General features: G+C 35.5%; 19 protein-coding genes, 2 tRNA genes and 1 pseudogene. 5 read left to right on the top strand and 17 right to left on the bottom strand.

The genetic code is table 11. The annotated features are described in order from the left end of the window. The first annotated feature begins 343 nt into the window (after positions 1-343). The 4 genes from hxsD to NG653_RS11755 all read left to right on the top strand — a co-directional run bounded on the left by hxsD (position 344) and on the right by NG653_RS11755 (position 5,882). Entirely contained in the window at positions 344-700 is a 357-nt protein-coding gene (hxsD, locus tag NG653_RS11770; RefSeq protein WP_252741909.1) for a His-Xaa-Ser system protein HxsD, read from the top strand. Then, positions 697-2,190 (top strand): His-Xaa-Ser system radical SAM maturase HxsB, encoded by a 1,494-nt coding sequence (gene hxsB / locus NG653_RS11765; protein ID WP_252741908.1) that lies wholly within the window; start codon positions 697-699, stop codon positions 2,188-2,190. Before hxsD ends, hxsB begins: the two co-directional genes overlap by 4 nt. A gap of 2 nt (positions 2,191-2,192) precedes the next feature. Then, on the top strand, positions 2,193-3,368 hold the full coding sequence (gene hxsC, locus NG653_RS11760) for a His-Xaa-Ser system radical SAM maturase HxsC (protein WP_252741907.1): 1,176 nt from the start codon (positions 2,193-2,195) through the stop codon (positions 3,366-3,368). Between the two features lie 150 nt (positions 3,369-3,518). Next, positions 3,519-5,882 (top strand): AAA family ATPase, encoded by a 2,364-nt coding sequence (locus NG653_RS11755; RefSeq protein WP_252741906.1) that lies wholly within the window; start codon positions 3,519-3,521, stop codon positions 5,880-5,882. 24 nt (positions 5,883-5,906) lie between these two features. Here NG653_RS11755 and NG653_RS11750 read toward each other — a convergent pair whose 3' ends face one another. The 13 genes and pseudogenes from NG653_RS11750 to NG653_RS11695 all read right to left on the bottom strand — a co-directional run bounded on the left by NG653_RS11750 (position 5,907) and on the right by NG653_RS11695 (position 15,900). Further along, positions 5,907-6,404 carry a thermonuclease family protein gene (locus tag NG653_RS11750; protein WP_252741905.1) on the bottom strand — a complete coding sequence of 166 codons (498 nt, stop codon included), beginning with the start codon at positions 6,402-6,404 and terminating at the stop codon, positions 5,907-5,909. Between the two features lie 484 nt (positions 6,405-6,888). Next, a complete protein-coding gene (locus NG653_RS11745; protein ID WP_252741904.1) occupies positions 6,889-7,845 on the bottom strand; it encodes a hypothetical protein in 957 nt (318 codons plus the stop codon). Between the two features lie 192 nt (positions 7,846-8,037). Beyond that, entirely contained in the window at positions 8,038-8,262 is a 225-nt protein-coding gene (locus NG653_RS11740; RefSeq protein WP_252741903.1) for a YDG/SRA domain-containing protein, read from the bottom strand. Positions 8,263-8,278: 16 nt separating this feature from the next. Then, a complete protein-coding gene (locus tag NG653_RS11735; protein ID WP_252741902.1) occupies positions 8,279-9,274 on the bottom strand; it encodes an HNH endonuclease signature motif containing protein in 996 nt (331 codons plus the stop codon). Between the two features lie 5 nt (positions 9,275-9,279). Then, positions 9,280-9,795: a helix-turn-helix domain-containing protein gene (locus NG653_RS11730; RefSeq protein WP_252741901.1), complete on the bottom strand. Its 516-nt coding sequence runs from the start codon at positions 9,793-9,795 to the stop codon at positions 9,280-9,282. A 405-nt stretch (positions 9,796-10,200) separates the two neighbouring features. Continuing rightward, positions 10,201-10,521, bottom strand: a pseudogene (locus NG653_RS14835) ((deoxy)nucleoside triphosphate pyrophosphohydrolase); the annotation flags it as partial. 10 nt (positions 10,522-10,531) lie between these two features. Further along, positions 10,532-11,002 carry a hypothetical protein gene (locus NG653_RS11725; RefSeq protein ID WP_252741900.1) on the bottom strand — a complete coding sequence of 157 codons (471 nt, stop codon included), beginning with the start codon at positions 11,000-11,002 and terminating at the stop codon, positions 10,532-10,534. Between the two features lie 165 nt (positions 11,003-11,167). Further along, on the bottom strand, positions 11,168-11,965 hold the full coding sequence (locus NG653_RS11720) for a hypothetical protein (protein WP_252741899.1): 798 nt from the start codon (positions 11,963-11,965) through the stop codon (positions 11,168-11,170). Positions 11,966-12,307: 342 nt separating this feature from the next. Further along, positions 12,308-12,694: a (deoxy)nucleoside triphosphate pyrophosphohydrolase gene (locus NG653_RS11715; protein ID WP_252741898.1), complete on the bottom strand. Its 387-nt coding sequence runs from the start codon at positions 12,692-12,694 to the stop codon at positions 12,308-12,310. Then, on the bottom strand, positions 12,681-13,559 hold the full coding sequence (locus NG653_RS11710; protein ID WP_252741897.1) for a YDG/SRA domain-containing protein: 879 nt from the start codon (positions 13,557-13,559) through the stop codon (positions 12,681-12,683). Before NG653_RS11710 ends, NG653_RS11715 begins: the two co-directional genes overlap by 14 nt. Positions 13,560-13,595: 36 nt before the next feature. Further along, entirely contained in the window at positions 13,596-14,057 is a 462-nt protein-coding gene (locus NG653_RS11705) for a transposase (RefSeq protein ID WP_252741896.1), read from the bottom strand. A gap of 411 nt (positions 14,058-14,468) precedes the next feature. Next, on the bottom strand, positions 14,469-14,807 hold the full coding sequence (locus NG653_RS11700; RefSeq protein ID WP_252741895.1) for a hypothetical protein: 339 nt from the start codon (positions 14,805-14,807) through the stop codon (positions 14,469-14,471). A gap of 409 nt (positions 14,808-15,216) precedes the next feature. Then, positions 15,217-15,900, bottom strand: coding sequence for a hypothetical protein (locus NG653_RS11695; RefSeq protein ID WP_252741894.1), 684 nt, complete (start codon positions 15,898-15,900; stop codon positions 15,217-15,219). Positions 15,901-16,228: 328 nt separating this feature from the next. Here NG653_RS11695 and NG653_RS11690 point away from each other — a divergent pair, with 328 nt between their 5' ends. Then, on the top strand, positions 16,229-16,450 hold the full coding sequence (locus tag NG653_RS11690) for a hypothetical protein (RefSeq protein ID WP_252741893.1): 222 nt from the start codon (positions 16,229-16,231) through the stop codon (positions 16,448-16,450). Between the two features lie 87 nt (positions 16,451-16,537). Here NG653_RS11690 and NG653_RS11685 read toward each other — a convergent pair whose 3' ends face one another. The 4 genes from NG653_RS11685 to NG653_RS11670 form a co-directional block, all read right to left on the bottom strand. Beyond that, positions 16,538-16,834 carry a hypothetical protein gene (locus NG653_RS11685; RefSeq protein WP_252741892.1) on the bottom strand — a complete coding sequence of 99 codons (297 nt, stop codon included), beginning with the start codon at positions 16,832-16,834 and terminating at the stop codon, positions 16,538-16,540. A gap of 790 nt (positions 16,835-17,624) precedes the next feature. Then, positions 17,625-18,179, bottom strand: a complete 555-nt coding sequence (locus NG653_RS11680) for a hypothetical protein (protein ID WP_252741891.1) — start codon at positions 18,177-18,179, stop codon at positions 17,625-17,627. Between the two features lie 335 nt (positions 18,180-18,514). Continuing rightward, positions 18,515-18,586, bottom strand: a tRNA-Arg gene (locus NG653_RS11675). Positions 18,587-18,894: 308 nt separating this feature from the next. Continuing rightward, a tRNA-Arg gene (locus NG653_RS11670) sits at positions 18,895-18,966 on the bottom strand. Positions 18,967-19,039 lie beyond the last annotated feature (73 nt).

Genomic DNA, 19,039 nt, shown 5'->3' with positions numbered 1-19,039 from the left:
ATTGTTAAGGTGAGCTAATATTTGTACTTTTTCCAATCATTTAATCTTTTCAAGATGAAAAAGGAGTCGAATTTATCAAAAAAAGTTGCCTCAGTCGTTGCCACCTCATTAGCAGTTTTGGGTTCAGTTGGTTTTGCTTCAAACCACAATGAAATTGATCAGCCTAAATCCGAAGAGGTTATATCTAATAAACAATCAAAACCACAGTTGATTCTATCAACTTCCGAGACCAATAATTATTCGCTGGAGAGCACTCAGGCGAGCCACGCTTCCCATAGTTCTCACTCTTCACATGGATCTCACGCTTCACATGCTTCGCATGCTTCTAGTTCAATTTAGTTAAATGTCGGATAAACTCTCCTCTCTTCAATTTAAGCTTGATTCAAGGGTATATTCAAAAAATTCGATCATAAAATGCCTTTATTGGTATTCTGATGATTTTGAAATCACTATCAATATTAATGATGATCATTATTTCATAATTGAATTGATAGCTAAAGAGCCTTTGAACGATAAAGACTTTGAAGAAATAAGAACAAAATTGAATCAAGATTTTATCGATTTTAACTTACGGGATATTGTTAGTAATGAAACCAAAACAATAAGAGAGTTGATAATCGCTAAAGCCTTTTCTCATGGTGAATATGATGAAGAACCGAAGGGGGATTTTGATGATCCACTAGGTATAAAAATGCCATGAATAAGCAACTTTTTGAAAAGAAGAGGAAAGATTTCAGGCAGTTTAGGGACTTAGATCACTACAATCAGTCTAAGGGCAATTACTTCTTAATGCCCTTTAATTTTCATAGAATAAATAAAAATAGAGAGGTGCTAATAAATGAGATAGGAGATTATCTCTTTGTTCCTTCTGGTACATACGAATCAATCGTAAAAAAGGAATTATCTCAAGATGAGAATCCTGAATTATACCAGGATTTAATTTCCAATCATTTTATCTCTGAAGAGATATATTCTCCAAATATCGATTTAATCGCAACAAGATACAGAACAAAGAAGCTTTTTCTTGATCGGTTGACCTCCCTACATATTTTCGTCATATCACTAAGGTGTGAGCACACATGCGCTTACTGTCAGGTTTCAAGAGTAACTCAAAACAAGGAGAAATATGACATGAGCTTAAATTCCATAGATAAGGGAATTGAGTTTATGATGAAATCGCCGAATCCGAATGTTACTATGGAGTTTCAAGGAGGCGAAGCTCTTTTGGCTTTTGAGAACATTAAATATGCAATAAAAAAGGCTCAGGAACTTGCTCCTATTTATGGTAAGAACATTAATTATGTTATTTGCACAAACCTGGCTTTAATAAATGAAGAAATACTAGAGTATTGTAAAACAAATCAAGTCTTAATCTCAACCTCTTTAGATGGACCTAAATTTGTCCATGATAAGAATAGGAATAAACCTAATTGTAGTAGCTATGACTTGACTATAAAAGGGATTGAATTATCGAGAGAAATTCTAGGGCATGATCAAGTTTCTGCTTTGATGACAACCAGTTCCCATTCTCTTAAATATCCTGTAGAGATTGTAAATGAATACTTTCAACAAGGGTTTTCTGGAATATTTTTGAGAAATATAAGCCCATATGGATTTGCCTTAAGGACAGAGAAAAACAGGTATAAAACAGAGGAGTTCCTCCATTTTTATAAAAAAGCATTAAAAAGAATTATTGAAATAAATAAAGAAGGTCATTTTTTCACCGAGGATTTCAGCAAAATTATTCTAACCAAAATATTAACTCCCTTCAATATTCCATATGTAGACCTGCAATCTCCAGCTGGATTAATTAATGGGGTAATTGTTTTTAATTATGATGGCGCAGTATATGCAACTGATGAGAGTCGAATGCTAGCTGAACAAAAGGACTATTCATTTAGGCTTGGTCATTTGCTAGAAAACACTTATGAAGAGATTATATATGGAGAGAAGACCCATAGAATATCTCAGGTATGGGCAAATGAGACATTAGCCGGATGCTCAGAATGCGCCTTTAAAGTGTATTGTGGAGCGGATCCAGTTCACAATTGGGCAACTCAGGGTGATATCTACGGTTTCAGACCAAATAGTGCATTTTGCAATAAAAACATGGAAGTAATTCGCTATTTGCTGGAATTATTGGATAGGGACATAGAGGCTAGTGATATACTAGAAAGCTGGATTAAATAATCATGAAACTAAGAACGAAGGGTACTCCCATAAATATTAATGAACCGTTAGTACTTAAGGCCACTCGGTATAAATACAAACTTAATAACCCTAATTATTGTTTGATATTGGATGATGATTATCCGGTTAATAGTAAATATGACTCGGATGTTATTTTGACCACATCTCATGATTTAAATACTAATATTTATTCTGGAACTGGGGTTTACAAGATTAAAGACTTGTCCCATATTTCAGAAGATGATATTCTTTTAATAGGTCAAAATGGAAACATAAAAACTCTATACAGGATAAATTCTAGCCATAATTATCTATTGCTAACAGAGAGATGTAATAGCAATTGTTTAATGTGTTCACAACCTCCGAAGGATAGGGAGGACATTGCTGCTTTACATGAAATACATAAAAAATTAATACCACTCATCCCTAAAAATTGCCACGAGTTAATATTAACGGGAGGTGAACCCATGCTTTTGGGATTGTTATTTTTTGAATTACTTGAGTTAATAAAAAAGGAATTACCCAATACTGAGATTCATATATTAACGAATGGACGATTATTTGCGTTCAATCATCTTGCTGAGAGACTTTCTAAGATAAATAACCCTAGAATAATGCTAGGGGTACCTCTATACAGTGATTTTTATCAAATCCATGATTATGTAGTACAAAGTAAAGATGCTTACTATCAAACTTTGATGGGAATCTATAATTTGAAGAGATATGGCATAAGGGTTGAAATTAGGGTTGTCTTACACAAAATCACTACCCCACGATTATATAAACTATCAAAGTTTATTTATAGAAATCTAACATTTGTTGATCAGGTTGTTTTTATGGGATTGGAGATTACAGGATTTACTATTGCCAACTTATCTGAACTCTGGATTGATCCTATCAATTATATGGATGAACTGGAAAAATCAGTACATTTTTTGAATGATAGAGGAGTTAATGCATGGATATATAATACGCCACTCTGCCTATTGCCGGAAAATTTATGGTGCTACAATAAAAACTCTATATCCGATTGGAAAAATATCTTTTTAGACGAATGTCAGCATTGTGCCGTATTAGATAAATGTGGAGGATTGTTTGAATCTTCTACAAGAAAGCATAGTGAATATATTAAAGCTTTCAAAGTAAACCCTATTGAGGAAAATACATTGGCAGAATAGCCCGGTTGTCTTTCTCTATTCTCGATAGTTTCACTCAAATATTTTATCAAAATTTCGATAAAAATCTAAACTCCTGAGCCTAATCAAAATAGAGAAATCATTGGATTTTGGGTGAAGAGTGTTAACCCTTTTCAACTGGTATTTAGAGTAATGACAATTAAGAATTTTAATGCTTTAAATGATTCTGAATATAGGGACTTCATTAAAGATTTAAATGAAAAGGTAAGCAGATCTAAACTCCAAACGAGTTTAGGCCTAATACTTTCAATCCTTATTTATACTGCAATTCTGATTAATGCACTGCTTTATGGTCAGGATCACATACCAATAATAATAGCTGTCTCTATCATTCTTTTAGTGCCTATTTACTTCTGGAACAAATGGTTATCTAAAAAGGATAGAATACGAAAGACTGTAAGGCTATGGTATGATGATGAGGACTTGAAAAGAACTTCAAAAAAATTAGGAGAAGCTATTATACCCCTTAAAAAGTCCAATAAAAAGTGGCAGGTGGTGTTAAGCGAGGTTGTTAATAATACAAAGTATCACGCAGGCGCCGCCACACTTGTTGATAGAAAAGCCATTTCTGGAGTGTTTTTGAAAGCCTCTCCATATGACTACTTACAAACCAATGTATACATTCCAGCTATTTCTTTTTCTCATGTAGAAATATTCTTTTTACCGGATAGATTGCTTTTAAAGAGAAATAATCGTTTTGCTGCCCTCTCTTATAATAGTTTATATGCCGACTCATTTAATAGCAATTTTCGTGAATCAGATAATGTTCCTAAGGACGCTGAAATCTTAGATTATACCTACTTATATGTGAATAAGTCTGGCGGTCCAGATAGAAGATTTAATCATAATCCCAGAATCCCTATTTGTCTTTATTCTGAATATACTTTTCAGGCCAAGGATAATCTGAATCTTACAATTATGACTTCTAAAGCAGGAGCTATGGATGAATTAATTTCTGTTATAGAAGACATCGCAGAACGCAAAGAAACTCCTCTACTCTTTTCAAATAAATTAAGTTCATCAGATGAAGTCTTTACTAGGGAGTATCATAATCTGCTAAAAAGTGTTTCAAAAGATATCGAAAGCCTAATTCTCAAGCTTAATAGGGACAAAAGTCTTCTTGATAATATTAGTACTCCAGAGGGCGATGACAGATCGAAATTGATACCTATATGTGTCTATTTTGATTTGGCTCAAACGATTAAACTCTTGTATTCAAATAATTTTAATGAAACGGGAGTAGAAATGTTAGGACTCTTACTTATGAGTCATATTGTAATGGAAGGCAATGAATACTTGGAGAAGGATTATGAATTTATAGTGAATTTATTTAAAAACGAAATGTTTGAACCTGTTCTGAAAAGTATCGCTAATACAGCCAGATTAGAAAACCCGATAAAGGCATCCATTAGCGGTCCAGAAGGTGAAATTGATGACCAAAATATTGATAAAAATTTTGCGCTTCCTGGTATTCTGAAGATATTAAATCATTCATCTTTCGATGAATACGTAACAGTGATATATAGATTCGCTACAATCATTGCAAAGTCAGATGGAATAATTGAAAAAGAGGAAGAAAATAAACTGAAGCAGATATATCAAACCCTTCATTACCCTCTTGGAGAGGATAGAGATACTACATATAAGATTTCCGAGACAAAAGAAGATGAAACCCTCGATGATGTTGTTAGAGAATTGGACAAACTAATCGGTCTTGATGAAATAAAAGGTGAAATTAAGACCCTCATAAATTTTATTGAGGTACAGAAAGCCCGATCTAAAAAAGGACTGAAGGTTCCAAATATTTCTTATCACATGGTTTTCACTGGCTCTCCTGGGACTGGTAAAACAACAGTGGCTCGAATTGTAGGAAAAGTTTATAAGCACTTGGGGATTCTGAAAAAAGGTCATCTTATCGAAACTGATAGATCTGGCTTAATTGCGGGATTTGTCGGACAAACATCCTCAAAAGTAAATAGGGTGGTTGATAAGGCCTTGGATGGTGTGTTATTTATTGATGAAGCATATTCGCTGACAAAGAAAGATGGCCAAAATGATTATGGGGCCGAAGCTGTTGCAACCTTGTTAAAAAGAATGGAGGATGAAAGGGATAGGTTAGCCGTTATTGTGGCCGGTTACCCCAACGAAATGGGATCCTTTATCGAAAGTAATCCTGGGTTGGAGTCAAGATTCAATAGATATCTGCACTTCCAAGATTATTCTCCCGAAGAACTATTCAGAATTTTTGAATTAATCAGTAAAAACTCAGAATATTCTGTTTCTGATATGGCCAGAAAAAAACTTCACATTCTTTTTCAAAAGTTAATTGAAGAAAAGGATTATAATTTTGGCAATGGGAGAGTTTCTAGAAATATTTTTGAACAAACAATCGAGAACCAGTCAAACAGGATAGCTGGATCAAAACATTTAACCAAACAAATTCTTATAACAATTGAGTCAGAGGACATACCAGAATATGAGTCAATATATAACTAAATTGTTTATTTGCTAGAGGTGAATTTAATCCCTTACACCTCTCCTCCAATCCCATGGAGGAACAGGATTCTTGTCCTGCCAAAGTCCAACCTTATTTGCTCTAGCTTGATCCTCCAAGGCTTGCAGTTTCTCATCCTTGGAATACCTTCTGAAATGCCAGGCTAACCCAGCATTTAGAAGCTCTTCGTTGAGGTTTTTACCATCATAGTACACCCAGCCAAGAGAACGGCCATATCGGTCTTTAGAATCCACTACAACGGTTACCTTTCGACTGAATATCGCATCGGAAGTAAACTTTGTGGCTACTGCTGAATATGGTTGTCTGCGTTCTGGACAATCTATGCTGGCTAACCTTACTTTGACTGTGGTCTTGTTGTCCAGAAGCATTGTAAAAGTGTCTCCATCTGCTATCCCTACAACTTTGCCTTGAATTGTGTCCTTTGCTGAAGTGAATGCTTCACAGGAGAACGTAGTTTGACCAATAAGAATTAAAAGAAAAAGAAGGCGAATTTTTGGCTGCATAAAATGATGATGCTATTATTCTTTCAATGAATGATATTCTTGAGTAGTAATTTCGGTACGATCAATCATAATTTCATTATAATTCTGAGTTAAGAATTTAACTACTAAATCATCTGTTATAATTAATATGGTTTCTGGTTTTAAATAAAAGGCAACCTTCTTACCATACATTTTAATTGAAACCAAAAGATAGCCATCTAGCCATTTGTTATAAACGCTAAATGAACCGTCAAATTTGTTTTCTCCTATTTTGGTTTTCTATTGAACATAACCAAGAATGGGGATCATTAGAATTGTAATTAATAGACGTTTAATTCTCATTGAAGGATAATTTGATTTTATTAAAGGAATTATAGCCTAATTGAATTGAGATTGAACTAAATAAAGGTCTTGGGATGTGTTTTGTCAGAAGGCTAATAAACAGTCAGTTAGACAAGGGAAACCTTTAGTTAATCAATTTATGCTGAATGCTTCTATTATTGAATTAATTGGACAGATACGAATTGATTAAGTTTCCATCCTGATCAAATGTGTAAAGTGTATTTAATAGTCGATATGTAGTACGCCTATAACCATCAGGACTATTAAATTCAGAATCGATTTCATATTCATCTTTATTGAGAATTTTGAACTCATTTAACGTCATTTTTTCATTGTAATGAGCTACAGCAATCATTTTAAAATTGTATGTTCCATATTCTTGGTTCTTATATAACTGAACATATTCATTTCTAAATCCATTGGGCAACTGAGTAAATGCCTTCGCTTGCGTATTTATATAATAATTTACTAATTCTTGATCTCCACCAAATCTAATTGAAGCACTAACCAAATACTTTCCATATAGTTCTTGCTGATTATTTTTCCAAGATTTAGCCCACTTATTTAACCCATCTGAAGTAGCAAAGTCATTTAACCACCCATCTTTAAAAAACAACCTATATCCTATTTTTTCTGCTACAAAAGACCCATTTATATCGGTAAGGTTTTTATCAAATATCTCATTCAAATATTCAAGACTCAAAAGCTTCTTTTCTACTGCCTCTTCCAATTCAGATTCAATTTTATAACCATCATAATACTCGTTAAATTCAAAGTCTTTTAAATAGTCATCTACCAAACTTTGAGTGAGTTTATTAACACCATCATCTGTAATAACGCAAATAATCTCAGTGGTAAAAACCTTAAAAAGGATTCCTTGTATGGAATGGTCATCAAATTTAAAATGTGCTGAAAATTGGGAGGTGTTATATCCCAACAGTTCGCCAATATTATTAATTGAAATGCCGTCCGTATTTATATCTGTCTTTACATAACCATTTCCATCGGGAATGAATACATTCCATTCAAAAATTTCTTTATAATGGTTGTTAAGACTATTACTATAAGCAGTTTGAAGCGCCAATGTTAATACTAGCAAAAAAGTAAGGTATTTATTCATTTTTCAGATTTACAGAGTTCAATTTTCCCGTTTGTGTTATTTCTAAATTGACTTTTAAGTTCTTCTATAATAAATCACCATTGTCAATCTCAGTATTTGTTATCGATTACTAATTCTGAGTTTTCTGAAATTCCTTTTACAAATGACTTTGAGTTTTTTAGGTTTTGCCACAGTCAAAGATTTTAAAGTAAACTAGATTAAATGATGATAATTATCAGAAACAATTTCATCACCTAAATCCTTGTCATCTTCATACCCGCCAGATAGTACAATGGCGGCTGCGCCTTCTCTTCCATTTCCATCTATATCTGCTGCCCAGTTTCTGTGAAAGCTTGTGGGCATCATCTCTTTGCGCCCTTGGAACCAATGGCCTATTTTTATTCCTGTTATTTCACCAAAAATGATTGGTCGTGGCATTCTTTATTAATTATTTTTAACAATAATCATCGATAGAGTCACCACCAGACCATTTAAGCCCTTGCTTTAGAGCAAATTGTTTCTCAGCGCCTACTTTTTCGAAAAACGTTCCGAGACTTTCATGAACAAAAACATTGCTTTGGTAAGTTATCTCTGCGAAAGAATAAGGTTTAATTGAATGCTCATCACCACTTTTGCACAAAATCCATAATATGTCCTTGTCTTTTGACATTGCAAAATCTTCAACAATTGAGCTCGTAAATTGGTTTTTAGAAAAAACTTCACCTACACTTAGATTTTCAAAATACCTGATAATAGGATTAGATGAGTTTTCATTAGGACAAAGTGGAAATTCACTAGGTGTTTTCCAGTTTTGCGCCTTTTGGACAGCATTTGGAGATAGAGAATTTACATACTCTAATTTCTCTATTAAAGGTTCGTCAAATTCATTTGACAAACTTCTATTATATATCCAATCACCTAAAGTTCCGCCTTGTAATGGCTTATCGCTTTTTGCCCAAGCCAATAATCTTTCTTTGCTTGTCAGTGCTTCTTCTTTGCTAACTCTAAACATCCATTCATGGTTTGGGTTTTGGAATTTGTCCCGAAATTTTGAAGGGTCTGCTAGAAAGGCTTCAACACTTCCACAAACAATTTCAATGCGTCTTGACGTGATTGGGTTGAGTAATACGTTTTCTAATCTTGTGACCCAACGTAGATTGTCAGGTCGATTGTTTTGTTTATTTGTGTCGATATGGTCTACAACATGTTGTTTTGTAGGTGGTTCTCCGTGGAATGCTGTTGCAACTATTCTATGAACTCGAACTGAAGCTATATCTAGATAACCAGTTCTTGGGTTTGCTCTTCCAAAGGTCCATTTATTGTCTGTTGGTCGAGTTCTTCTATTGTTGCGAGGATGTCTTAATACAGCACCATTATCTCGAACAGAGTAATGCTCATTTTTATAATGGCATTCTTGAACACCACTATAAGTTTCAAGTAGATTCTCCATATTCACTACAAATGTTTAGGTACAATATCAATATGGTGTCCTAAAGCAGATGCTAGCCTTGAAAGAATATCAAGTCCAACGGAGTATTTGCCTTGTTCAATTCTACTAAGATTTGCTGCGTCTATTTTTGCTAGCCTTGCCAAGTCTTTTGCTTCAATTCCCTTTTCTTTCCGGATTTGACGTATTTTATTTCCAATTCGAGTTCTTTCTGCTTGTTTGTCTCCTGAACTCATACCCATAAATGTCACACCATTTCGGAACAAGTCTTTCCAAATATTGTTGGTCATTAATTCCTTGTCATCGGAGAAATTTAGGTCAAAAACATATTCTATTACATGCAGTTGATAATGAAGAGTTTCTTCATTGGTATAAATCCCAATCGAAGCCAGTACGTCAAAAACTTCTCCATCTGGTGCGATAACCTCGACCATTTTGTCATCAATAATTCTTGCTTTTGACTTAAATTCAAATGCTAAAAATTCTTCTTCGCTTGCGAAATACTCTTTGTGTTCTTGTTTCATATCCTTGCCGCCGTATTTAATGTGTTGCCGCCACTTTTAGGTTATAAAGCAAATATAAAGAAATAAATGATAATTGGCATATATAACAACTATAGATGGTATATACGCCAATTTATAAGAATTTCATGTTGGAATTTTTATGCTTTTTGCATTACACACTCAAAAGGTAGGGCCAAAAGGGGTGTTTTTGGGGTAATTGGGTCAATGAAAAACACTAAAAAAGAGCCAAAAAGGGGCCATTTCCATATTGCAATTCTTTAACATTTTTGTTGTTCTGAAATTTTGTCAGTCACACACTGCAAACGGTATCCCCAGGTCATCCCCACCCATTCACTCATTTTTCCCCCACACCCCGGTCTTCATACACCAGAAAGGATTTCTGTGAGGCTGATTGATGTGGCTTTACTAAGAATGAATTTTTGCCAGTTTTTTTGCCAGTGGAATATCTGCAGGAGCCAACTTCCACCTCAAAAGTTCACATGGATAAATCCACTCAAATTTGTCGTGATCAGTGAGCTTAGAAGTGTAGTGGATTAAATCACAATGGAAAGCTATGAGCTCTATCGTAAGGGATTCGTAGGAGTAATTGGAAGTTGCGAAGTAGTCTCTTATTTGGACCTCCATATCTAATTCCTCCTTCAGTTCTCGAGCTAAGGAGTCTTTTACGTCTTCATTGGGTTCTATCTTTCCTCCAGGAAATTCACAGTAGCCACCTAAGTGTTTTTCGGGCTTTCTTTTATTCTATCAGTTGACGAAAATATTCAATTATATCCTTCAGGTTGGTTAGCAAAGCACCTGCGAGAAATGCTATGATAGAGAATATTACATATCGCTTGAGTTGTCTGTTTTGCAATCTGAGATTCTCAATCGTAAGCTGATCAATTTCTGCCTGCCTTCCTAGATTTTCATTTTGGAGTTCGAGATTACTTAGATTTAAGCTCTTCTCCTGTTCTTCAAGGTATTTTTGGTAGTTGATTTCTCCAAACCCCTTAAATTCAAATCCTTTTTTTGTTAATTGAACAATCGCACTATTATCATGGATATATCCCAATTCTTTCAACCAATTCAACTTAAAATTGATGTCGTAAAATTTATCTGCATTTCTATTATGCAATGTTTTTATTAATCGCCCAAACTCTACAGGAGTCTGCCGTTCTTGCAGAATGAAGATTATCTGTTCTAATGATTGTTCAAGGCGTTCTTCCATAAAAGAGTTGGTTATACCTGACCGCTAACGGCCTTCTATAATCGTCAGTTTAGGATTTTTAAGGATTGTTATGCGTTTTATTACAATCCCTCGCAATCCCAAGTGGATTCGACCTTAGTCGAATCGCCCGTAATGGCGAATATAAATTGTATGTTACAACTGAGTTTATGAGTATTTATTAAAATCAATTTTGCTAAACCGATTTTCTTCTTTTTTAAGTTTAGCCCAATCAAATTCATACATTTCATCTTCTGTCCAGTCTGAAGGAAAGTCTACAATTAAAAAACCTCCAATTCCAAATCCCCCACCATAGTAATTGTCTGTATTCACGACGAGACTATCACTTCCAGTACTAAAGCTTTCAGTTCTGAATTGAGATGATAAAAGGACACAAAGACCAGAAAAGGCATCTAAAAGATTTCCTAAACTCGCCTGCTCAAAATTATGGAGTCTATCGTGCTTACATTTATTGAAAGCTTGATACCAAGTTAAAGGTTCGTTCTTTTTCCATTGTCTAAAAGGAAATCGTTCGTTTTTAACTCCGTGCCAATGAGGGAATATTATTGAATAGTCATCTAAATGATGAGTTTTATTAACTATTCGAAAATCATTTATATTCCAATTTTTTTCAGGTCTTGGTTGTCCCTTTTTTGGCCCATTTCGAAAAATTGGATTAAAAGTGTTTTCTCTTAATATAGCTTTGAAATTTGCTTCTACTTCAATGCAGGTTCTAATTAACAACTCGTGTATTCTAAATGAATAGGTCACGAGATTTATGTCCGAAGGTTCTACATATTCAAATAGTCCAATGATGTCCTTTTGTAGAATTTCAAATGCTCTTGTGTAATGTTCAGGATGGTCAGAATAAAGATGGTCGACAATATATGCCCAATCACTGTATCCAGAATTGTGCCCCTTTTTTACTGGTCTATAATTTCTATGAAAAGGCCTGTCAAACCCCATTTTTATATTTCGGCTTTTGTAACTATATTTTATTTACATAAAGTTATCATATATCTGCCAACTTGTATGTGTTTTAAACCGAAGCTCTGTCTTACACACTCCAATGGGTATTTCTGAGGGTATGTTTTGGATCTAAAAAGAGAAGAAATCACATCCACCATAAAGGCGAATTACGTTTTTGGGGAAAATGATAGATCCGGTAATTCAAAAATTGAGTCTATTCCATCCCAAAAGGTACCCCCCCTTCAAATTGACCCCGAAGCAGGCATTTTTTGGTTGCACCCCCATCTTTTAACACAAGAATCAATTTCTACGGTACAGATAGACTGAATATGTCAAATCTTAAATATTTAGCAGCTTTTTTGCCAGTGGAATATCCGCTGGCGCAAGCTTCCAATCCAATAAGTCCTCCGGAGAAACCCACTCAAATTTATCATGATCAGTCAGTTTGGAAGAATATTGGATCAACTCACAATGGTAGGCTATGAGCTTTATGGATATAGATTCATAAGAGTAATTGGAGGTAGCGTAGTAGTCTTTGATCTCCACCTCCATTTCTAATTCCTCATGTAGCTCTCGGGACAGGGAGTCTTTTTCATCTTCGTTAGACTCTACCTTACCTCCAGGAAATTCCCAGTAACCCTCGAGATGCTTTCCAGGTCTTCTTCTACAGATAAAAACCTTGCCATCCTGGTAGATGATCCCACATACAACCTTAATCGTATCCATGGGAGTCTCTGTGGTACTTTAGATTGCTTTTATCAAGCTTGTGTTTGTTGTCAACATGAAGTGTTCCCGCCGCCTTTCCTAATAGCTGAAGGTCATCTGCTATAGAGAAAGATCCTCTGTCAAACATTACATGGTGGTTAGGACATAGGCATAGGATATTGGCGAGGCTGTCGTCACCATTGTGAGGTTCTCCTAAAGGTCTAATGTGAGCACCTTCTGCATACAGGCCGTTTTTTATTTCTATGGCCGTCCCGCAAACTTGGCATTTGAAGTTATAAAGCAGCTTTACGTCTCTGGCTATTTTGGTGTCTCGAATGATCCTTAAAATAGTCCCTATTTGCCGTTTTTTAGCTCTTATGCCATGATCTAACTCTATTTCCTCTGCAGACCCTCTCGATTCATTATCGCCGCTGTAAACAAGCTTAAAACGACAAATCTTATAACCGCTCTTTCCTACTTCTTCCCAGGCATCAATTACGCTAAATAAACCGGCGTATTGGTATCCTATTTTGGGTGAGAATTTTGAGTTATGCGAAGATCCTCGAATTACACGAACTGGCAATCCTTCATTCATGCTTTTAAGCAGTCCTGCGTTACCTCTATTGTGCCAGGATTGGTCTTCAGTTTGCTTCCCAGTTGTGGGATCATTTCCCCCGGCACCAGTATAGATAATTTCTTCTCCTAAGTCTTTGTCGTCTTCATAACCGCCAGAAAGCACAATAGCTGCAGCACCTTCCCTTCCGTTTCCATCAATACCTGCGGCCCAATTTCTGTGAAAGCTGGTGGGCATCATCTCCTTTCGCCCTTGGAACCAGTGGCCCTCCTCAATGCCTGGTATTTCTCCAAAGATTATTTGTCGTGGCATGTTAATTAAAAAGTAATAATCAAAATTATTTTCTTTTCACCTTCCTCTTGGCATCGAAGCATCATATCCTCCAGTGCTTAAGGCTAAGTACAAGCCTATAATTACAACCAAAGCAATAATTATATAGAGAAAAAAGGTGTTGATTTTCTCTTTTAAATTAGTAGAGCCCATACTAATATCTGTATTATTTATTGGCTTTATAGGCCTTTTGTTTTCTTCGCTACTATCCTCATTAATCAATTTTCTTTCATGTTCAATACCATGATTATCAGCACTTAAAGATTTTTTGTTTATCCTATCAAACGTATTACAAGTGTCGACAATAATGACATTATTGAATTTCGCCTCATAAGTTTCCATCTCCGTCTTCATTTCTTTTCGCCACCTATATATTGTTGACGTTGAAACTTTGTACACTTGACTTGCTTTAGTAGCCCCGTATTTTTTACTATAAGAAATGACACTTATCTTTTTAAAGATGATCTCTCTATCTCCCATTTTTTTTTCATTCTTCGGCATTAAAATTTAAAATGCAATCATTAGACTTTCTATTTATTTCATCTGTCATTTCCTGGATGTAATGAGAAGATGAAGATGGTGAATCTTGCTGACAAAAAATGAAAGTTCTGCCATTTACTAATTCTTGTTTTTAATTATTGATAACGGCTATGGGTATGCATCTGTTCTGAGGGCATGTTTTGCGCCACGGACTGCGCCTGCATTCTTTGGGAGCCTTGTGTTACCTCAAAGAAGATCAATTAAGCTTCAGTATGGCGCCCCAAAATACGGCGAGCAAAACCAGCTTGGAAACGGGCAGTTTCCGGGTTTGATTAAAAGTAAATTTAGGGAATAAAGTTAAAGGTAGGGAAGAGGACGGAATGAGGAAGACCCCATTTTAGGTTTTCGTATTTAATGACCAAGTTTGGCCTCACCTTCATATGTTCTTTGGAGTTCTTTAATAGTTTCCGCTGAAAAATACCAATAGCATCTTTCTGGACCATTCGGGCCCAAATTTCTAAAGATTTTTAGATCAGGTATCATAACCAGTCCCATAATCCTATCATTACCAATGCCAACCGCTTTTTCTCCGATTGCCGGATTTTCAACAATAGCTATTGCGGAAACCTTACCACCTAAAGATTCGTAAAGTGGAAGTCCTTGATATTTCCCTCTTGGTTCTAACCGCCAATTGTTTGAGGTTTCCAATTCGATCGAGAAGGCGGTATTTAAATCTATTGTCTCTTTCAATGAAGGTTTATCAAATATGAAACCTAACTTACTTTATGAACTTAAAGTTAACCTTTATACGGCAAGTTAAAAAGCTGGATAATACTAACTCGGATATCTTGCGATTCAAAAGTGTATACTTAGGCGGGTATTTTTGGCTCATTTGAGCCATGCTAATTCCTTAATCCATATGCTATTCCAATTCTTTGACATTAGATTGAATCCGGTTAATGCCAGAACAGGTTCTGCTGCACACTTGATAATTACCCCCTCCAAATTGACCCTGGAGGAGCGTGAAAGTGTCTCCGTCTGCTATGCTTATGACTTTGCCATATACTGTGTCCTGTTCATTTGTTGTTGTCGAGCGACAGGCCGAAGAGCTTAGCAGGAGAAAAAGGATGCAGATTCGGAGCGTCATTGTTTAACACTACTACAAATCTTTTCCATTTGCCTCGTTAAAAGCATTTTCATAGAATATCATTATGCGATATTCACCATAATTTTCTTTAATCATAAACCAAACTTGCTTATTCAAGGCATTCATTTGAACTTGCGCCCTTTCCAATATTAAATCATTAACTTTTTCAAAATCCTCGTCATTTCTTTCTTCTTGCGCAACAAGCTTTTCAATTTCAAAAGTTAAAGAATCAGATTTTATTGCTTTTTGGTAAAACATTGCATCATATCGCTTATTATTCACTTTCATTTCATATGTAATGTCTTCATCTTCAGGAATAATGAATTTCGATATTAATGAGTCGGATTGGATACTATATCTACTACTATTTGCAAATTGTTGAATTAAAGTATTAAACCTGATTTTAATATTTATTTCATCTGAGGGATATTTATCTCGAACAACAATTCGCCAAACCTTATTATTGTTCGTTCCAATAAACAAATTAACGTCTCGTCCGTTAAATTCACCTTCCAAAATATCTTCATTACCCTCCATAATTGTAAATCCTCTCGATTTCAATTTTTCTATCATTTCGAGCTTATATCCATCAACGGGAATATCAAGAAATTGTGTTACATCTTTTTGGGCAAATGAGGCTACTGGAAAGATTAGTAACATTAAAATCCACACAATTTGTCTTAAATATTTATCCATTTCCTTTTAGTCTTAATTAGCCAATTCTTTTAATAATAACTTAGAATATCAGCTGGCAAACATAAAATAAAACGGTAATCTGAGAGGTGACAATTATCATATTTAACATCTTTTAATATGTTGATATACTGTAGCATACGACGAATAACACACTTTATAGATTAAGTGTAATCAGAGGTGACAACTTAATTGAGGCATAGAATTATTGAACTCAAGAATTGTTGGAGAGAATTGAGAAATTAGATTGGCTACCTCATCATATTAGTATAAGGATGAAAATAGTCTCAAACCTGTTCCAGTCTTCAATAACTTTAAAGGAAAAACCAAGATGAACGAAGCCGAATTTAGAAAGTATGCCGACCAGGAATTATGCAAATGCCAACGCTACAAACAAATATGGAAGAGTGCCACTAATCCAAGGCTTAAAGACAAAGCATTCTTCGCCTGGTGTGTGAAGCGGTTTCAGCTACAACAGATTCACATCTACTCTCCTGAAAAAATGACTCCCCACAATCTTTACAGCATGGAAAAGGCTGTTGGGTATTTTTGAAAGGAGATTATAACCAGTAATTAATGTTCATTTGATTAGGAAATCGTCATTAACCTGAGTTAACCGTAAAGTTTGATTAGAACCTGATTAAATACCTGCCTCTAAAGTCGCTACTTGAATTTGTAGCTCCTCTCTCAGGAGTAATAGTTTTATGTATTCCTTCTCAATATTTTTTATAATCGGATTTTCAGGACTAATATTTTCAGTTATGCGCTCCTGTTGTTCGGATATTTCAGTAATCTTATCATTTATTTTCTGAATAGAGTCCTTTAAGCTTATGACTACTTCCTCAGTACTTTGCTCTGTTGGTAAAATATTAGCTGATTTTTCCTCTTTACAACTTGTGATAAAGACAATAAAAATAACTGCCAGAATAGCTCTCATACCGTGAGTTTTAATTTGTATTTGATTTAAAGGTATAACATAATCCTAAAAAGAGAAAAAGGACGAAACTTGATGAAATGAAATTCCAGTCTGAAACGGTTCCTTTGAATCGTTTGATTGTTTTCATAGAACCCCTTGGCAATTGAGGCGGCAGGGGTTTTCTTTTTTGGCTTTGTTATCATAGAGGAAAATTGGGGTTTGGCGCTAACTAAATGTGCAGAGTGCGGTAAAGAAATATCAGACAAGGCGTTTGAGTGCCCGCATTGTGGTTTCCCACAAAGGCAAGAGAATTTTAAGAACTCATTTTACGAGTCTTTGGGGTGGGGACTATTAATTTTATTGGGCTTTATTGCTCTGGGATTAGGTCTACTGTTTTTCTATTATCGCTCCTGAACCAATCACGATTTTATAGGACTAAAGTATGAGTAAGACGGTTGGGTATTTTTGAAGCTATATGTCCCCGACACTCTCGACCTATCCTTGTGATATCCCCCCGGGGTCGATATTGTTTTTTGGGGTGCCCACGAGCCTTTTCCTGTTGGGACCTATTAATGAGAGATTGCTGGATTTAAATTATCTAAGAATTTTTTTAATTAAGGTATGGCTATGGGGTAAATAGCGTTGTTTCTTGAAATGTTAAAACCTGATTAAATAGCCATGGGATTTTGTCTCAAATAACACGGCTATTTCGGAGAACTAAGGAAAAGACAAAGGTTTTCATTCTTATTATGACAAGTTGATAACAGTACAATGCGTGAGTCTTATTACTTCCAAATGATATTTGGAATAGTTACCAAGAAGGTAAATTTATTTTACCGTCATAATTCGAGAAAATGACATCGCCAGGAAAATTTGAGTACCCAACAGCATTTCTTGCATAAACAGTCATTTTCATTTGTATGTTTTTTGGTTTATGTTTAAAAGTTTCCGGGGGTAGTACTGTTTTTTCAATTATAAACGGGACCAAATAAAAATCTTGCAAAGGATTATCAGCAGGAAGTTGGTCGTCTCCATTCAGCCTGTTTAATGAACCCCCTGTAATTTCCTGTCTAAGATTTAAATTGAATGTTTTATGTTCAAATTCTATGTCTATTTCTGCCCTTATGCTAACATCGTCAAACTTTTGACCCGAAACATTTTTCAATGGTACTAACATAGTTAGAACAGCATTTTTTTTTGACCCAGGCCGATTGTCGTAATAATGACCCCAATTAACATTAGTAACAAAGTTGTTTCCATTGGATGTCACTGCTGGAGTATGGTCTCTTTGATCCTTATTATCCTTGCAGGCTAAAAGAAAGGCAAAAGCTAAAAAAGACGGCAAAAAGAAACTCTTAAAATTCATCTTCAAATTAAGTGTTGAATTGGGGCAATGCATTTAGAATGTTGCTTAAATCTAAGAATTTTTCATCACGCTCAAGACAGAATATTCACGCCAGAATTTTTAGCTGAGTTCAGAAGCTCCAATAACACTTCTGTCACACACTGCGGCTCTACCCTATTGAAGGCCACCCACCTAATTCTCATTTTCCTGGCACCCCCTAATTTTGACGGTAGAAATTAAATGGCAGGAGAGGATTTAAATCCCTACTGAAGAGCGGTGCTGTTTAAAAGTCGGGAAAGAATCGGGAATAAAAAAAGCCATTTGATTGAATATCAATCAGATGGCTTTAAATTTAGTAGCCCCGCTAGGAATCGAACCTAGATCTTGGGTACCGGAAACCCACATACTATCCATTGTACTACGGAGCCAATCGGGTGGCAAAGATAAAAAGGTTTCTGGGATTTTTCTGCTAAAAAGCACTCCGTGTGAAGTTTTGGGTTGGAGAGGCAGCTACAGGGGAGCGTTGCTTCCGCGAATACCCCGCCAGGAGATATCCGAAAGTGAGCTTCGCCTCGTTGTTCTTGAAAGGGGCTCAGTCTGAAAATACCAAAACTCCGTTCTGCTGACGCAGCCCGGGTTTTATTTCCTTCGGCCCGCTTAAGAAAGCAAGCTTTCTACGCGGCCCTCCGGAAATAAAATACCCCGGCATTCGCCGGGGTGTTTTGGTGCTTATTTGTAGCCCCGCCAAGAATCGAACTTGGATCTAAAGTTTAGGAAACTTCTATTCTATCCATTGAACTACGGGGCCGGAAAACGAGTCTGCGAATTTATGAATACTTTTTTAAAAGCTTTTCACCAAGCTCAGGATATTTGACAGGTTA

It is taken from the genome of Robiginitalea marina, from assembly GCF_024006985.1.
Lineage (GTDB): Bacteria > Bacteroidota > Bacteroidia > Flavobacteriales > Flavobacteriaceae > Robiginitalea > Robiginitalea marina.
This window is presented reverse-complemented; position numbering and strand designations above follow the sequence as displayed.

Coding starts and splice junctions, on each gene's coding strand:
- hxsD (WP_252741909.1), top strand. CDS start 344: ATGTCGGATAAACTCTCCTCTCTTCAATTTAAGCTTGATTCAAGGGTA.
- hxsB (WP_252741908.1), top strand. CDS start 697: ATGAATAAGCAACTTTTTGAAAAGAAGAGGAAAGATTTCAGGCAGTTT.
- hxsC (WP_252741907.1), top strand. CDS start 2,193: ATGAAACTAAGAACGAAGGGTACTCCCATAAATATTAATGAACCGTTA.
- NG653_RS11755 (WP_252741906.1), top strand. CDS start 3,519: ATGACAATTAAGAATTTTAATGCTTTAAATGATTCTGAATATAGGGAC.
- NG653_RS11750 (WP_252741905.1), bottom strand. CDS start 6,404: ATGCAGCCAAAAATTCGCCTTCTTTTTCTTTTAATTCTTATTGGTCAA.
- NG653_RS11745 (WP_252741904.1), bottom strand. CDS start 7,845: ATGAATAAATACCTTACTTTTTTGCTAGTATTAACATTGGCGCTTCAA.
- NG653_RS11740 (WP_252741903.1), bottom strand. CDS start 8,262: ATGCCACGACCAATCATTTTTGGTGAAATAACAGGAATAAAAATAGGC.
- NG653_RS11735 (WP_252741902.1), bottom strand. CDS start 9,274: ATGGAGAATCTACTTGAAACTTATAGTGGTGTTCAAGAATGCCATTAT.
- NG653_RS11730 (WP_252741901.1), bottom strand. CDS start 9,795: ATGAAACAAGAACACAAAGAGTATTTCGCAAGCGAAGAAGAATTTTTA.
- NG653_RS11725 (WP_252741900.1), bottom strand. CDS start 11,002: ATGGAAGAACGCCTTGAACAATCATTAGAACAGATAATCTTCATTCTG.
- NG653_RS11720 (WP_252741899.1), bottom strand. CDS start 11,965: ATGGGGTTTGACAGGCCTTTTCATAGAAATTATAGACCAGTAAAAAAG.
- NG653_RS11715 (WP_252741898.1), bottom strand. CDS start 12,694: ATGGATACGATTAAGGTTGTATGTGGGATCATCTACCAGGATGGCAAG.
- NG653_RS11710 (WP_252741897.1), bottom strand. CDS start 13,559: ATGCCACGACAAATAATCTTTGGAGAAATACCAGGCATTGAGGAGGGC.
- NG653_RS11705 (WP_252741896.1), bottom strand. CDS start 14,057: ATGGGAGATAGAGAGATCATCTTTAAAAAGATAAGTGTCATTTCTTAT.
- NG653_RS11695 (WP_252741894.1), bottom strand. CDS start 15,900: ATGGATAAATATTTAAGACAAATTGTGTGGATTTTAATGTTACTAATC.
- NG653_RS11690 (WP_252741893.1), top strand. CDS start 16,229: ATGAACGAAGCCGAATTTAGAAAGTATGCCGACCAGGAATTATGCAAA.
- NG653_RS11685 (WP_252741892.1), bottom strand. CDS start 16,834: ATGAGAGCTATTCTGGCAGTTATTTTTATTGTCTTTATCACAAGTTGT.
- NG653_RS11680 (WP_252741891.1), bottom strand. CDS start 18,179: ATGAATTTTAAGAGTTTCTTTTTGCCGTCTTTTTTAGCTTTTGCCTTT.